This window comes from Spirosoma lacussanchae (assembly GCF_005870035.1).
Taxonomy (GTDB): Bacteria; Bacteroidota; Bacteroidia; order Cytophagales; family Spirosomataceae; genus Spirosoma; species Spirosoma lacussanchae.
In genome coordinates this window covers 89,751-104,916 of the sequence record NZ_SWJG01000005.1, presented here as the reverse complement: position 1 = coordinate 104,916, position 15,166 = coordinate 89,751, and the positions used below count along the sequence as shown (strand labels likewise).

13 protein-coding genes are annotated in these 15,166 nt (G+C 56.1%); 8 read left to right on the top strand and 5 right to left on the bottom strand.

Going from position 1 to position 15,166, the window contains the following annotated elements:
• Positions 1-26 precede the first annotated feature (26 nt).
• Positions 27-794, bottom strand: coding sequence for an FKBP-type peptidyl-prolyl cis-trans isomerase (locus tag FBR45_RS18340; protein ID WP_262709533.1), 768 nt, complete (start codon positions 792-794; stop codon positions 27-29).
• Between the two features lie 356 nt (positions 795-1,150).
• Between FBR45_RS18340 and atpA the strand changes: the two genes are divergently transcribed.
• The 4 genes from atpA (at position 1,151) to FBR45_RS18320 (ending at position 5,073) form a co-directional block, all read left to right on the top strand.
• Positions 1,151-2,725 (top strand): F0F1 ATP synthase subunit alpha, encoded by a 1,575-nt coding sequence (atpA, locus tag FBR45_RS18335; RefSeq protein ID WP_138504953.1) that lies wholly within the window; start codon positions 1,151-1,153, stop codon positions 2,723-2,725.
• Between the two features lie 98 nt (positions 2,726-2,823).
• Entirely contained in the window at positions 2,824-3,708 is an 885-nt protein-coding gene (gene atpG / locus FBR45_RS18330; protein ID WP_138504951.1) for an ATP synthase F1 subunit gamma, read from the top strand.
• Between the two features lie 397 nt (positions 3,709-4,105).
• Positions 4,106-4,681 carry a DUF4136 domain-containing protein gene (locus FBR45_RS18325; protein WP_138504949.1) on the top strand — a complete coding sequence of 192 codons (576 nt, stop codon included), beginning with the start codon at positions 4,106-4,108 and terminating at the stop codon, positions 4,679-4,681.
• A gap of 140 nt (positions 4,682-4,821) precedes the next feature.
• Entirely contained in the window at positions 4,822-5,073 is a 252-nt protein-coding gene (locus FBR45_RS18320; protein WP_246082311.1) for a hypothetical protein, read from the top strand.
• A 166-nt stretch (positions 5,074-5,239) separates the two neighbouring features.
• Here the strand turns inward: FBR45_RS18320 and FBR45_RS18315 are convergent, their stop codons facing one another.
• Positions 5,240-6,586, bottom strand: a complete 1,347-nt coding sequence (locus FBR45_RS18315; protein WP_138504947.1) for a peptidoglycan DD-metalloendopeptidase family protein — start codon at positions 6,584-6,586, stop codon at positions 5,240-5,242.
• 162 nt (positions 6,587-6,748) lie between these two features.
• On the opposite strand from FBR45_RS18315, the gene FBR45_RS18310 reads away from it, so the two are divergent.
• Complete coding sequence (locus tag FBR45_RS18310) at positions 6,749-7,291, top strand: DUF2231 domain-containing protein (RefSeq protein ID WP_138504945.1); 543 nt, start codon at positions 6,749-6,751, stop codon at positions 7,289-7,291.
• Here the strand turns inward: FBR45_RS18310 and FBR45_RS18305 are convergent.
• Positions 7,288-8,745, bottom strand: a complete 1,458-nt coding sequence (locus FBR45_RS18305; protein ID WP_138504943.1) for an APC family permease — start codon at positions 8,743-8,745, stop codon at positions 7,288-7,290. The two genes, FBR45_RS18310 and FBR45_RS18305, sit on opposite strands and share 4 nt — an antisense overlap.
• Positions 8,746-8,866: 121 nt before the next feature.
• Here FBR45_RS18305 and ubiG point away from each other — a divergent pair, with 121 nt between their 5' ends.
• Positions 8,867-9,658, top strand: coding sequence for a bifunctional 2-polyprenyl-6-hydroxyphenol methylase/3-demethylubiquinol 3-O-methyltransferase UbiG (gene ubiG / locus FBR45_RS18300; protein ID WP_138504941.1), 792 nt, complete (start codon positions 8,867-8,869; stop codon positions 9,656-9,658).
• 80 nt (positions 9,659-9,738) lie between these two features.
• Here ubiG and FBR45_RS18295 read toward each other — a convergent pair whose 3' ends face one another.
• A complete protein-coding gene (locus tag FBR45_RS18295; protein WP_138504939.1) occupies positions 9,739-12,093 on the bottom strand; it encodes a beta-N-acetylhexosaminidase in 2,355 nt (784 codons plus the stop codon).
• Positions 12,094-12,165: 72 nt separating this feature from the next.
• On the opposite strand from FBR45_RS18295, the gene FBR45_RS18290 reads away from it, so the two are divergent.
• Both FBR45_RS18290 and FBR45_RS18285 read left to right on the top strand, forming a co-directional pair.
• Positions 12,166-12,813, top strand: coding sequence for a DUF6134 family protein (locus tag FBR45_RS18290; protein WP_246082297.1), 648 nt, complete (start codon positions 12,166-12,168; stop codon positions 12,811-12,813).
• Between the two features lie 99 nt (positions 12,814-12,912).
• Complete coding sequence (locus FBR45_RS18285) at positions 12,913-14,172, top strand: lytic transglycosylase domain-containing protein (protein WP_138504937.1); 1,260 nt, start codon at positions 12,913-12,915, stop codon at positions 14,170-14,172.
• Positions 14,173-14,216: 44 nt separating this feature from the next.
• Here the strand turns inward: FBR45_RS18285 and FBR45_RS18280 are convergent, their stop codons facing one another.
• Entirely contained in the window at positions 14,217-15,149 is a 933-nt protein-coding gene (locus FBR45_RS18280; protein WP_138504935.1) for a homoserine kinase, read from the bottom strand.
• Between the last annotated feature and the right edge of the window lie 17 nt (positions 15,150-15,166).

Sequence of the window (15,166 nt, the reverse complement as noted above, 5' to 3'; positions counted from 1 at the left end):
TCTGATCGGTTCACCTTTTCGCTCATTTATTGTTTAACGATATCCAACAACTCGACGTCAAACACCAGCGTTGATCCGGGTTTGATGTCAGGACCGGCGGCCCGATCCCCATAGGCCAGCTCAGACGGGATGTATAGTTTCCACTTCGAGCCAACCGGCATTAGCTGCAACGCTTCTGTCCAGCCTTTGATAACTTCCGAAACACCAAACTCGGCGGGCTGACCGCGCTCGACCGAACTGTCGAACACTTTACCGTCGAGCAGTTTACCGGTGTAGTGTACTTTAACCCGATCCGAGGCTGTTGGTTTAGCACCCGTGCCTTCTTTTTCGACCGAGTATTGCAGTCCGCTGGCGGTCGTGGTCACCCCGGACTTCGCCTTGTTCTCGGCCAGAAACGCGTTCCCGATTTTCTTGTTCTCAGCCGACTCCTTCATGGCTTCGGCATTCTTGGCAGCAAACTGCTTCTGCTGGAAAGCATTCATCACAGCGCCAGCCTCATCAATGGTCAACCGGGTTTTTTGTCCTTTCAGCGCGTCTTCCAGTCCCTGCGCCAGCAGCGCGTTATTCAGATCGGTCATGCCCTGCTGCTTCAGGCTCTGCGCCATGAACAGGCCTATGCTATAGCTGATGGAATCACGACTGGAGGTAATGGCACCGGCAGCAGCGGGCCGGGGCGGAGCGGCAGCCGGGCGGGCGGCCGGTTTGGGAGCAGGTTTTTTCGTTTGCGCGGAGGCCGAACCGGCCACAAAAACGGCCGATACCATACCGGCCAACATCCATTGGTTGAACTTCATGCGAACAAGTAACTGGGTGATTGTAACAAAAATGTATTTATTGGTAAAACACGAACGGATAACGGAAAAGTTTGGCAATGATTGCTTTCCGGGAAATTTTAACCTCCTTTTCAGATCGATTTTGGGTTTGATAAAAGTAGCATTTTTCACGCCAGGCTGCAATCCCGGACCCGTAAAAATACGCTGAATCGGGACGAACGGTTTTCCACACGGCCCAGCGGCCTGGCCCTATCGGCCGAACTTATCGGAAAAGTCTAATTTACAGGAAGCGAAAACGAGAATTAACACGTTTTTATGAAATTTTAGTCGTACCTTTGCGGCCGAAAAATCAATCGTTTTAACTCATCCCAATACATATGGAATCCGTAAGACCCGACGAGATATCGGCCATTCTGCGCCAGCAATTAGCCGGCACACAATCAGAAGCTGAACTCGAAGAAGTCGGTACGGTGCTGCAAATCGGCGACGGCGTAGCGCGTATCTACGGCCTCTCGAAAGTGCAGGCCGGCGAATTGCTGTCGTTCGACAATGGGCTTCAGGCTATGGCGCTGAACCTCGAAGAAGATAACGTAGGAGCCGTACTGCTCGGTGACTACTCGGAAGTAAAAGAAGGCGACACCGTTAAGCGCACCGACCAGATTGCCTACGTAAACGTGGGCGACGGTATCCTGGGCCGGGTTGTTAACACCCTCGGTCAGCCTATCGACGGCCTCGGTCCTATTCAGGGCGAGCTGTATCCGATGCCTCTGGAGCGTAAAGCACCGGGCGTAATCTATCGCCAGCCGGTAAATGAACCGCTGCAGACAGGTATCAAAGCTATCGACGCCATGATCCCCATCGGTCGGGGCCAGCGCGAGCTGATCATCGGCGACCGCCAGACGGGTAAAACCGCCGTAGCTGTTGATACGATCATCAACCAGAAAGAGTTTTTTGAAAAAGGCGAGCCGGTATTCTGTATCTACGTAGCCTGTGGTCAGAAAGCGTCGACCGTAAAGCAGGTAGAGCAGACGCTGCGCAAAGCAGGTGCTATGGAATATACGGTGATCGTATCGGCCAGTGCCTCTGACCCTTCACCGATGCAGTTCTTTGCTCCGTTTACGGGGGCTGCCATCGGCGAATACTTCCGCGATACGGGTCGCCCGGCCCTGGTTGTTTATGACGATCTGTCGAAACAGGCCGTCGCTTACCGTGAGGTATCGCTGCTGCTGCGTCGGCCACCAGGACGCGAAGCCTATCCCGGCGACGTATTCTACCTGCACAGCCGTCTGCTGGAGCGGGCCGCTAAAGTCAACGCCAACGATGATATTGCCCGCAACATGAACGACCTGCCCCCTGTCCTGAAAGACAAGGTTAAAGGCGGTGGTTCGCTGACGGCGCTGCCCATCATCGAAACGCAGGCCGGTGACGTATCGGCTTATATTCCGACCAACGTAATCTCGATCACCGACGGTCAGATCTTCCTCGAGTCGAACCTGTTCAACGCCGGCATCCGTCCGGCCATCAACGTAGGTATCTCGGTATCGCGGGTAGGTGGTAACGCGCAGATCAAGTCGATGAAGAAAGTGGCTGGTACGCTGAAACTCGACCAGGCGCAGTTCCGCGAGCTCGAAGCGTTTGCCAAATTCGGTTCTGATCTCGATGCCTCAACCAAACTGACCATCGAACGCGGTCGGCGGAACCAGGAGATCCTGAAACAGCCGCAGTACTCGCCAGTAAAGGTAGAGCAGCAGGTTGCCATCATCTACGCATCGATTAACGGTATGATGGATAAGGTGCCGGTCAGCAAAGTAAAAACCTTCGAGGGCGAATTTGCCGCCGTGCTGGACGCTCAGTACCCCAACGTACTGGCCGACCTGCGGGCTGGCAAACTGACCGACGAAGCCACCGCTGCCATCAAGAAAGTAGCAGCAGATCTGTCGGCAAATTATTAATCTGGGTTTACAGTCTTCAGTTTCCGGTTTATGGTTAACGGCCCGCCGGTCAGCCATCGTAAACCGAAAACTGAAGACTGGATACCGCTCACTGAACTATGGCATCTCTAAAAGAAGTACGCAACCGGATAGCGTCGGTCAACTCGACCCAGCAGATTACCAAAGCCATGAAAATGGTGGCGGCTGCCAAGCTACGTCGGGCGCAGGACAATATTACGCAGTTGCGGCCTTACGCCCAGAAGCTGAGCCAGATGCTGGGCACGGTATCGGCCGGGGCCGAAACGGCGTCAGATAGCCCGTACAAGCAGGCGCGTCCTGTTGAGCGGGTGCTGTTGATTGTGATTACCTCAGACCGCGGGTTGTGTGGCGCGTTTAACACCAATGCCGTAAAAGGCGCGTTGACGCTGATCGACCAGAAATATGCAGCCCAGGCTCGTTCGGGCAATGTAGAGATCATGGCGATCGGGAAGAAAGGCGCCGAAGCGTTTCAGCGCCGGGGCTTCCGGGTTAACACGACGCACGTCAACACCTTTGGGTCGCTGAATTTCGGAACGGTGAAAATAGCCGCCGAAGAAGCCATGGACGGCTTTGCCGCCGGCCGCTACGACGCCGTAGAGATTATCTACAACGAATTTAAAAACGCGGCCGTGCAGATCGTACGGGCCGAGCAGATGTTGCCCATCGTAGCGACGCCCCCGGCAGCCGGTGCGGCCGCTGCCATCAACTACACCTTTGAGCCATCGGAAGAGGAGATCGTTACCGAACTGATCCCCAAGACGCTCAAAACGCAGCTGTACAAAGCCGTTCTGGACTCCAACGCATCAGAGCATGGGGCACGGATGACGGCCATGGACAAGGCGACCGATAACGCCGGTGAACTGTTGAAAGAATTGAAGCTGGTTTACAACCGGACCCGCCAGGCCGCCATCACGACCGAAATTCTCGAAATCGTGGGTGGTGCCGAAGCTCTGGCCAATGCCTAAGCCACTTCCATTCCGGTTTCATAAAAAAAAAGACCCTGCCAGTAAACGGTAGGGTCTTTTTTTGGGTCCTGTTTATAGTAGACCGTTATTGGACATCGGCGGTAAACAAGACGTACTACCTGGCTTCTTTTCTGCAACGAAATGGCCGGCCAGCACGTACTGTTACCGAGGATGTAACCGCGCCTGACGTCACCGGCTGTTCATTTACAACAATAGCCGGCAGACCGCCTTTATACCTACTGACTATCAGTTAATTATAAGACATTCAGGAGCAAATAAAGCGCATCATTTCCGGAACCAATACCAGGGCCATTTAGTTATTTACATGTCACATACGAACAACACAATGTAGCGCGTTTAGTAGTTGGTTTGACACCGCTTAACGATAAAAAAACTCATGAAACTTAAAGGCATAATCAGCAGTCTGTTCGTCGTCGGTACGCTGGCGTCCTGCGCCCCGGCCATTACGGTCAAGTACGATTACGACCCCAAAGTGAACGTTCGTCAGTTCACGACCTACCGCATCGAAGCCGACCGGCAGCGCAATGCCGACCCGATTGTAGGGAGCAACCTGAACCAGCGCCGGATTGCCGACGCGCTCGATCAGTCGCTCAAAGCACGCGGTTACAAACCCGTTACCCAGGGCGAAGCCGATCTGGTTGTCCGGTTCTTTACCGACGCCCGTGACCGGCAGCAGATTCAGTCGAACAACACCATGAGCCCCTGGGGCTGGGGTTGGGGTGGCTGGGGCATGCCGAACCAGGTTTACTCCCGGCAGTATGAGGAGAACCGGGTTGTGATCAACGTCATCGACGTCCGTACCAACGATATCGTATGGCAGGGATGGGCAACGGGGCAGCTCAACAACCGGAACAAAGAGCGCGACCGCGATCAGGCGTTCCGCGAAACGGTGACCAGCATCATGAAGAACTTCCCCGAGAGTGCCGGACAGGACTACGGCGCGGCCCGCTAACAGGCATAGAACCTCAATTGAAAAGTCTGCAACTTTAATAGGTTGCAGACTTTTTTTGTGGTGACCTTTCATGAATTTTTGGTCATAAGGGTGTTATGTCTGCCGTAAATCGAGGAGTGGTGTATTCGCTTTTGACAGTCGTGTTAGTGCTGCTGATGGGCATTGCGGGCCTGCTTGCGGTTGCTTACTACCGTCATCAGCGGCTGGCCGACGAGACGACCGATCTCAGACGTAACTTAACCCAGCAACAGGGACAGATCAAAACCCTGCAGGAACGCCTGCAGGATTGCGATACCAATTCGTCAGAAGCCCCTGTCGACACCTCCTGGGGATATGTACCCAAAGCAGATTCTCTTGATGTGCTTCGGCAGGTGTCATGGACCATGCAGTGAACGTTCTCTCAATATAGATGCAGTAAATATCCTCTCAATATATCCATCCATGCCAGCTTATACGACACCATTTACACACTAATCTGGCAAGTACGTGTACGAAAAAGCCTCCTGACTCAGGAGGCTTTTTTTTGTATCATAACGTACCGGTTTTGGCTGTATTCAGTTACGGACCGGCCGACCGCAACAGCCAGCCGGTTTGCCCGTTTGGCCGTCGTACAAGCTGAAACAAACCCGTTGTGGCCAGCACCTCCAGCGGGGTGCCAGCAGCCAGCGTTTCGATCGTAGCCGCCGATGCATCCGCCGTATCGAGCAGGTTACCCGGCGTAGTCAGGCGCAGCCTCCGCAGTGGCCGTTTGACGGATTCGGTAGCTTTGCTGGTTATGTATCCCGTCAGACCGTCGGGCAGCTCGACCCGCAGCCAGGCCTGTGTACCACCTACTACTACCGCCCCGGCCTCTCTGGCTACCTCACGCAGTACAGGCGAGTCACTGGTGGGTGACAGCCGCACAGCAGACCGGGCTACCGATACCCGAACCGAATCGCCCAGTCTGGCATCCTCGAGCAGAGTCTGTCGGGCTGGCCCCCGTCCCAGCCGGATAAATGGAAGCGGATCAGTGGCGCCTTCGCTAAAGCCGTAAATGCCAAAATGCAGGTGTGGACCGGTAGTACGGGCGTTTCCCGTGTTCCCCACAAACCCGATTGTATCCCCCACCGACACGCGCTGCCCATTGGTCACATGCCAGCGATCGAGGTGGGCGTAGTAGAGCCGTATATTCCGTTCGTTGTCGGTCAGGAAAGCCACGTTGCCCCCCAGGCTATTGGTTCCAACGCCCGTCACCACACCATCGACGGCCGCCACGGCGGGAGTTCCGCGGGGGGCGAAGATATCGACGCCTTCGTGTCGCCGACGCCCGGCATCGCGCGATGCCCCGAAGAAACTACTGATTTGCCGGCTGTCGCGGCCCTGTACCGGAAAACTCAACGCCGGCTCACGAGTGATCGATACGGTATAACGCCCGGTCCGAAGCAGTTCAGGCTGTATCCGAATCAGATAGGTCTGGGTTTTACGAGGCTCCCAGGCTAGTACGTTCGTATCGGCTTTGGAGCTGGCTACCAGACTGGTTCGATTGCGGGAATCGAGCGCGAATATATCGATGAACACCTGCGTGTCTGAACGGCCCTGCGTTTCTACCCGCACCAGCATCCGATCGCCCCGCTGGGCATCCATCCGATACCCAACCGCAAATGCCCGGGAAGCCGAAAAGTAGCCGCTTTCCCGGTACGGCACCGCAATCCGAAGCGAGTCGGTCAGGGCCCGTTCGCCAGCCGTTATCCAGTCGGTACCGAGAGCGGTTTTATCGAGTTTAGCCGTTTTGAGCGACTGTCCATACTGATCATGAAGCGACGATGGCCGGAACAGACTGGCTGTAGGCCCCACGCCGGTACAAGCTCCTAAACACCCCGCCAGCAGGGGGGCCAACCAATAACGAGATACAAGTGTCTTTATCATATTATACCTATAGTAGTAAACGAATTTTATACCGCTGGTATTTTCAGCGGATTCGGTAAACCCTCGGCACCGGTAAATAGCTAGCGCCTACCCTACCGATCACATTCTGAACAAAGAAAAATCAAGTATGTTGATAGGCATTATATGTAAACAGCAAACTCTATGGAAAGCCGGGCTAAACTGGCGGGTCATGCGGCCCACCCTATACTCATTGTTTTTCCGCTTGGCCTACTGGCAACGGCGGTTCTTTTCGATGTAGTTTATCTGCTAACCGACAATTCGGTGTTTGCGCTGGTATCGTACTGGATGGTGGTAGCGGGCCTGCTGGGCGGGGTGGCTGCGGCTCTGCCCGGCTGGATTGACTGGCTGGCTATTCCGGGCGGCACCCGCGCCAAACGCATTGGTTTGCTGCATGGCGTAGGGAACGTGGTTGTCCTGCTGCTTTTTGCCGTCAGCTGGCTGTTCCGGCGCGACGAAGCGGGCCACATACCGTCGGTAGTAGCCATGAGCCTGTCATTTGTTGCCTTTGCCCTGGCCGGGGTGACAGGCTGGATGGGCAGTGAACTGGTGGAACGACTGGGTGTTGGCGTCGATGATGGCGCGCACCTCAACGCGCCCAACTCGTTATCGGGTCGGTCGGCTACGGATATAGACGGAAAAGGGGGGCGGGTTACCGACCCACGAAGCCGTCAGCGGTTTGCCTAGGCATTTTGGCTTCGTTTAGTGAGGTAGTAAACCGGAATGCCCAATCCCGCAATCAACAGGCCCATGCCGGTATTGAACGTCTTCGTATACAGCAGAATTGCGCAGATAAGCAGCGTAGCGCCAATGTACAGAGCCGGTACGATCGGGTACCCAAATGCCCGGTAGGGCCGCTCTGCGCTGGGCTCGGTACGCCGGAGCCGAAACAGCCCGGCAATGGTGATCATGTAAAAAATCAGCGACGCGAACGTACAATAATCGAGCAGGTCGCCGTACTTACCCGACAAACACAACAGCGATCCCCAGATACACTGGTACCAAAGTGCTTTACCCGGCACCGAGTTGCGGTTCAGTTCGGCTCCCTGCTTCAGAAACAGACCGTCCTTCGCCATGGCGTAGTACAAGCGCGCTCCGGCCAGAATCAGCCCGTTGTTACAGCCAAAGGTTGAAATCATGATCAGGACAGCCATGATGGCCACAGCCACATTGCCAAACAGTGTCGATACGGCCGCCGTAGCCACCCGGTCGGCTTCGGCAAACTGAATGCCGCGCCCGACGATGTCCGTAGCCAGGGGTGATCCTTTGAGGGGCAACAGCGACAGGTACGAGACGTTGGCCAGGAAATAGATAACAGTTACGATTACTGTACCGAAAAACAGGGCCAGCGGAATATTCCGGCGGGGGTTTTTGATCTCGCCCGCAATAAACGTTACATTATTCCAGGCATCGGCCGAGAACAGCGACCCGATCATCGACGTGCCAAAAGCCAGCAGCAGTGCCATACCGGCCAGCGGCAGCACCTCGCCAGTAGCCGTGGTAGTACTGGCCTCCCAGGCGTTTTCGAGGTTGGTACCCAGCAAACCGGTACTCAGACCCAGCGTAATGCCCACCACGATTAACCCGACCAGGGCTAGTAGTTTGGCCGAGGTGAACACATTCTGAATCAGCTTCCCGCTCTGCACTCCCCGGCTGTTGAGCCAGGTCAGCAGCACCAGGCTGGCAATGGCAAACAACGACCCCGCCGAAATCTTGATCGGCCCGAGCACCAGGAGCACGTTATCGGGGCTAAGCGCCGGAATAAATACGGCGGTATATTTCGTAAACGCTACGGCTACAGCCGCTATGGTGCCGGTTTGAATAACGGTAAAAACCGTCCAGCCATAAACAAACCCCATCAGCGAGCCAAACGCGCGCTGGATGTAGATGTACTGCCCACCCGCTTTGGGCATCATACCAGCCAGTTCACCGTAACTCAGCGCTGCCGCTACCGTTAACACCCCCGTCAGCACCCAAAGCATGAGCAGCCAGCCCGACGACCCCAGATTGCGGGCCATGTCGGCGGTAACGATAAACACCCCCGAACCGATCATAGAGCCGGAAACGATAAGTGTTGAATCAAGCAGGCTCAGCGAGCGTTTGAAATCGGTCTTCTCTTCGGTCAGGAGTTGTTCGGCCATGCGTCAGGGGTGATAAGTGATACAAGAAGCATCGCAACCGCCGAAAAAGCAAGTCGTCTGAACAGGATGGGCCCGTTCGGGTTAGTATGTACCGGCGAACCGCTGGCCATTCTGTCGACCTATGCTTGCTCAACCAGTCACGAACAATACCGTATACAACGCCGACCGCGACATCTGGTGGAATCCCGATGAGTTATTTTTCATGCTCGAAACCTCCGTCAATCCCGCTCGTATGGGCTATTTCCGGCGTATTCTTCAGGAACAGCAGGCGCTTGTCAAACACGCCACCTTACTCGACGTAGGTTGCGGGGGCGGTATCCTGGCCGAAGCCTTTGCACAGATGGATATGCAGGTAGTAGGCATCGACCCCTCGGCTTCGGCCATCGATACGGCACGCCATCATGCCGGCCAGCAAGAGCTTCCTATCACCTATGTGGTTGGCGAAGGGGAGCGCCTTCCGTTTGCCGATGCGTCTTTCGATTATGTCAGCTGCTGCGACGTCCTCGAGCATGTCCGCGATGTCGATACGGTCATCCGCGAGATCAGCCGGGTGCTGAAACCGGGTGGCCTCTTCTTCTACGACACCGTGAACCGAACGTGGCTGAGCTGGCTCTTCCTGATCAAAATTGCGCAGGACTGGCCGCGCTGGTCGTTTATGCAGCCCGATCAACATCGCTACGACCGCTTTATCACCCCCGCCGAACTCAGCCAGACCCTGAAGCAGGTCGGCATAGTCAACCAGCAAACCCGCGGTATGGTAGCCGATTACAACGTACTCAAAACACTCTATTACCTTCGCCAGCGCACAGCCGGTCGCTGGACATTCCGCCAACTGGGCGAACGCATGAAGATGCGCGAAGGCCGCGACACCAGCCTCTGCTACATGGGCTGGGGCCGTAAGCAGGTTCACTAACAACCTTATTATTTTGATTCCGTAGTCAGTGTTCGCACCGGGACGCGTAGTTGGACCACGGTGATGAACCATCAATACAACTACCGGACTTCTACCTCATCGATGGCTAGCTGTGCGGGTTTACCCGGGTTACGGAGACCGGCCGGTACGGTGCCGACATTGTGGGCTACTACCCGGACGTAACGGGCTGTGGTCGGAGCAAATTCGAAAGGTAGGCGCGCAAAACCCCGTTTGCCGCCTTCAGCCGCGTTGGTCTTGCTGGTCAGCACCGGCCGGAACGTCTTCCCATCATCCGAAACGGCAATGTCTACCTGCCGGGGAAGGCAGATGTTGCGGGCCGTGTATTTTAGAAACCCGATCTGTACACTTTGTACTGTCTGCGCCTGCCCAAGATCGATAACCATCCCGAAATCGCCGGCAAACGAGACAACATCGGCCACTTCGTAGCCACCCATACCGCCTGTCTTGCCGTCGGTCAGCATAGCTCCTTTATCCGGGCGACCCGTTGTTGGTGCATACAGGTGCGTATACGACTTACCCGTCGCCAGCGAGACAATGAACTCTTTCTGGACTTTGGCCAACTGGCTCAGCGGTTTCTGATCGGCGAACGCAGCGGCCCGCAGAGAGGTGTTTTTGTCGAGTAACAACGGCTTCTCGTAGCGGGGCGACTCGCCAGATGGTATGCTGCCATCTACGGTGTAGCGGATAGCCGAACTGAGTGCATTGGCCGCCATAGCCACCTCCACTCGTCCATCGGCCGTAGGTTTGGCCGTAAAAGCCGGGTCGTAGATCGTTCGTGAGTAGTTGACCCGCAACCGGTCGAGCCGGTCGAAATAAGCCGGGAGCCGTCTGGAGAAATCGTCGTAATTTTTCAGCGCCAGTGGCGTCCAGGCTACTTCGGCCAGCGCGGCTGCGCGGGGCCAGACCATATACTCGACCTGGGCCGCCGTCGGCAGGTATTCTGTCCAGACATTTCCCTGCACGCCCAGGATGTATTTCTGCTGATCGGGTGTCAGCTCAGCGGCCGTTGGGTTATACGAATACACCATCGACAGGGGTAAGATACCACCGAAGCCCATGGGTTCCTGGGCCGGGTCGCCCTGCAGGTGATCCAGATAACAGAACGCGCCGGGTGTCATAATGACGTCGTGGCGCTGCCGGGCCGCTTCGATGCCACCTTTCGTACCGCGCCAGCTCATAACGGTCGCGTTCGGCGACAGCCCGCCCTCCAGAATTTCGTCCCAGCCGATGATCCGCCGACCTTTGGCCGTTACGAACTTATCGATGCGGGTAATGAACCAGCTTTGCAGCTCATTTTCGTTTTTCAGCCCTTCGCGCCGGATCAGCTGCTGACAGAACGCACTCTTACGCCAGGCGTCCTTCGGACACTCATCGCCCCCGATGTGAATGTATTTGCCGGGAAACAGATCCATCACTTCGGTCAGCACATGCTGTAGAAAGGTGAACGTTTGTTCCGTAGGGCAGAAAACATCCGTAAATACCCCCCATTTGGTTGCCGGTGTGTAAGAGCCCGGTGCGCAGGCCAGCTCGGGATAAGCCGCCAGGGCGGCCAGGGCATGACCCGGCATTTCTATTTCCGGCACAATCGTAATCTGTCTGGTAGCGGCATAGCGAACGACCTCCCTTACTTCATCCTGGGTGTAAAACCCGCCATACGGCTTCCCGTCAAACACCTGCGGGTCATAATCGTCATAATGCCCTACGATCGTCTCGCGTCGTTGCGCCCCGACCTGCGTCAGCTTCGGGTATTTCTTGATTTCGATGCGCCAGCCCTGATCGTCGGTCAGGTGCCAGTGGAAGGTATTGAACTTGTGCAGGGCCATCAGGTCGATATACCGCTTCACGAACGAGACCGGGAAGAAATGTCGGCTGACGTCGAGGTGGAGGCCCCGATATACGTACCGCGGGCGGTCCTGAATGCGGCAGGCGGGCATCCGCAGCGACGGCTCAGCTGAGCCGGTAGCGGTTACTTTTGTTTGTAGCACATCGGGTGGCAGGAGCTGATACAGCGTCTGTACGGCGTAGAAAAACCCTTTGGGTCCGGTGGCTTCGATAGTTACCAGCCGGTCGGTGGCATCGATGCGGTAGCCTTCTTCGCCCAGGGCTGCATCGGTGACGGGTGCAAAGCGGATCAGATTACCCGACGCGGCAGCCGACGGGTTCAGGTCCCGAACGGATACGCCCAGCCCTGTGCTGCGGTTAATGGTATTGGCAAATGTATCGACAATGGCTTTCAGGCCAGCCTCCGACACCGGCACCTGGATAACGGTAGACCGGCTGATGACAAAATCACCTGCCCGGGGTTCGAGCTGAGCCGGACGCGGAATAATCGAGTATCGGTCCGACGTCTGCCCGTAGCTTAAACAAGTAGTCAGAAGTAAGCTAAAAAAGAGAAAAATGGGGCGCAATTGCATAAGGTTTTTTGATTCGGCCAAAAATACGGGTTTTCTTGCCATGCCTTAGTCAACGATTAACCTTTGCTTTTGATGATGCGTCTGCTTTTTATTTTGCTTTTTACTGCCACAATCAGCTCGTTTGCGCAACCCAGCCACACCGATGAACCCGCGTACCTGACTATGCCAGCCCTGGCCGCTCCGGAAACTCATCATTACGCCATCGAAATTGCCGGTATCCGCGTGGGTACGATGACGGCCGTTCGTCAGCCCCAGGCCAACGACCGCACCACCTATACGCTCATCAGCGATGTGAAGGTGCGGCTGCTGGTTTATACGATCAAAATCTATTATAAAGTCATCAACGAATTTGAGGGTAAGAAGCTCATGCTGTCGACGGTAGAAGCTACTACCAACCGGGGCAACTACAGCTCCCGCACCGAATGGAAAGGCGATCATTACGACATTGTAGCCAACCAGTACAAATACGACCACAAAGGCACCGAACGGAATAGTATTGATTTTACAACATCATCGTTGTACTTTTACGATCCAGGCACCAGAAATCGGGTGTATTCGGAGTATTTCGGCGATTATTTTATGGTTGCGCCAGGGAAGCCGGGCCAGTTCAATGCCCAGTTCAAGGATCGCGAAGACGAATACATTTACGAAGGCGGACGCCTGGTACGCGTCATTAAGCACAACGCCATTAAGAATTTTGTAATGCGGCTGCTGGATTAGTCAGCGGGGACAGAAAAGGAGGGAGAAGCCGCCGGGTACCGACCATCGCATTGTGTGCGAACGTGTCGACGAGCATATCCATCCGTAACGCTGTCGTTCATGACTAACCGTCTACTGCTGGCAGCCGGACTTGGCTGTTTGTTCTGCAAACTCCCTGTCCTGGCTCAATCCTCCACCAACAGTCTGGCTCGTAACGCCGACGCCATTACCACCCTCCTATCGGAACCGGTCGATTTTTGTGGCGAAAGCCTGCCCGTCGACCAACCGTCCATTACCCACCGCTGGCGCCGGATGCTGAGCCGTCAGGCCGCCCTGGCCAGTAGCCTCGTTGTGCTGAAGCGACGAGCGCAGGTGGTCTTTCCGCTGATCGAGCCGATCCTCAAACAATACCGGATTCCGTCCGATTTCAAGTATCTGCCGTTACTGGAGAGTGCCGTGACCAACCGGGCCGTGTCGCGCCGGGGGGCTGCCGGCTTCTGGCAGTTGATGCCCCATACGGCTCAGTCGCTGGGCCTGCGCGTGTCGCGTCGGACAGACGAGCGTTTCAACCTTCAGAAAGCAACGCACGCAGCCTGCCGCTACATCCGTCAGCTGTATCAGCAGCTGGGGTCCTGGATGCTGACCGCTTCGGCCTATAACGCAGGGCCGGGCTACATCCAGCAGCTCAGTCGCCAGCACCCCGATACGCACCCCATGGCGCTGCCGTACCGGGCCGCCGAAACCAAAGCCTACCTTTATCAGGCCGTTGCGGTAAAGGAGTTAATTACGCGCCCCGAAGCCTACAGAGACCACCTGAGCAACCAGCACTTCGCGATGCTGACCAGCCAGACACCATCCGCTTTATCACAAACCGAGCAGCAGGCCATTCTGGCTTCTTTTGCCAGTCGGGAGGCCGCCCCACCCGCATTGGACAGCCCGGCGTTCGTGACGGACTCAACCCTGGCGGTGGTTCTGCTGACGGATGAAGAAGATGAAGCGCCAGCCCCGTCGACCGTAGCGGAACAGGTTCAGCCAGTGGCGACGACCCGCCTGGCGGTTGATGCTGTCGGCGCGGGTCGTCTGGCTACGCGGAGTCTGAGCGAGGGGCCTCTGTCAGAAGGTCAGCTGTGTGTCTTTCAGGTCATACAACCCCTCACCCTCAATGGACGAACCTTCGCCGTCGGCGACCTGATTCACGCGCATGTTGAGCTGATCAACACCACATCAGGACAGGTTTTTCTGCGAACCGACCGGCTCACAACGGCCCAAACTCAGGAAACGATTCCGTTACGAATGATAGCGACCGGTGAGCCTCACCAGCCGGGTGTTCCGCTCCCACCGCGACTCGATGGCTGGGGCCTGAACTGGGAAGTGCTTTGAATCCCTGTCCGTGGTCGCAGTCCCGGACAGGGTTAAATGATGCGCTAAGCAATTACGCGGGGGCCCTGACGGTTAATTTCGGAAATATAAGCTTCGCTGGTGATGCCTACGCCCAGGAACGCCTGCTGCATGGCTGCTCCGACGCGGCTGGCGGTGTCAGCATCGCGGCTGAGAGCGAACATTGACGGACCCGAACCGGAAATACTACAACCCAGCGCGCCACTCTCCAGAGCCGCCTGCTTGGCTTCGTTGAATTCAGGAATCAGAATAGCCCGTACCGGCTCGATAATCACATCGACCAGTGACCGGCTGATCAGATCATAGTCAGGCGTCATCAGGCCGGCTATCAGACCGGCCACATTGCCCATCTGCGTAATGGTGTTCTTGAGCGAAACCTCGTTTTTGAGAATGAACCGGGCATCTTTGGTGTTGACCTCAATATCGGGGTGAACGAGCGTACAGAACAGATTGGCCGTTGTATCGATGCGGATTACATCCAGCGGCTGATAACTTCTGACCACCACAAACCCACCCAGCAGCGACGGCCCTACGTTGTCAGCATGGGCCGATCCGCAGGCGATTCGTTCACCTTCCATAGCGAACGGAATCAGCTGACGGGTAGTAAGCGGCCGGTCCAGCAGTTCGTTGATCGCAAATACTCCCGCTACGGCGCTGGCGGCACTGGAGCCCAGTCCGCTACCCAGCGGCATCTGCTTGTGCAATACCGCGTCGACCCCTACATCCGTTCGGTCAATGTGCTGCAGGTAGCTCTGAATGGCGATACCGGCCGTATTTCGATGGGCTTCGCGAGGTAGCCGGCCATCGTCGCCGATGATGTCGGTGATGGTGACGCCCGGTTCCTCGCGCAGGGTGAGGGTGATCTTATCACCGGGGTTATCGACAGCGAACCCGAATATATCGAACCCGCAGGCTACATTGGCGACCGTGGCCGGGGCAAAGACGTTTATTGACTTCACGATGGGATATGCAAGAA

Coding starts and splice junctions, on each gene's coding strand:
- FBR45_RS18340 (WP_262709533.1), bottom strand. CDS start 794: ATGAAGTTCAACCAATGGATGTTGGCCGGTATGGTATCGGCCGTTTTT.
- atpA (WP_138504953.1), top strand. CDS start 1,151: ATGGAATCCGTAAGACCCGACGAGATATCGGCCATTCTGCGCCAGCAA.
- atpG (WP_138504951.1), top strand. CDS start 2,824: ATGGCATCTCTAAAAGAAGTACGCAACCGGATAGCGTCGGTCAACTCG.
- FBR45_RS18325 (WP_138504949.1), top strand. CDS start 4,106: ATGAAACTTAAAGGCATAATCAGCAGTCTGTTCGTCGTCGGTACGCTG.
- FBR45_RS18315 (WP_138504947.1), bottom strand. CDS start 6,586: ATGATAAAGACACTTGTATCTCGTTATTGGTTGGCCCCCCTGCTGGCG.
- FBR45_RS18310 (WP_138504945.1), top strand. CDS start 6,749: ATGGAAAGCCGGGCTAAACTGGCGGGTCATGCGGCCCACCCTATACTC.
- FBR45_RS18305 (WP_138504943.1), bottom strand. CDS start 8,745: ATGGCCGAACAACTCCTGACCGAAGAGAAGACCGATTTCAAACGCTCG.
- ubiG (WP_138504941.1), top strand. CDS start 8,867: ATGCTTGCTCAACCAGTCACGAACAATACCGTATACAACGCCGACCGC.
- FBR45_RS18295 (WP_138504939.1), bottom strand. CDS start 12,093: ATGCAATTGCGCCCCATTTTTCTCTTTTTTAGCTTACTTCTGACTACT.
- FBR45_RS18290 (WP_246082297.1), top strand. CDS start 12,166: ATGATGCGTCTGCTTTTTATTTTGCTTTTTACTGCCACAATCAGCTCG.
- FBR45_RS18285 (WP_138504937.1), top strand. CDS start 12,913: ATGACTAACCGTCTACTGCTGGCAGCCGGACTTGGCTGTTTGTTCTGC.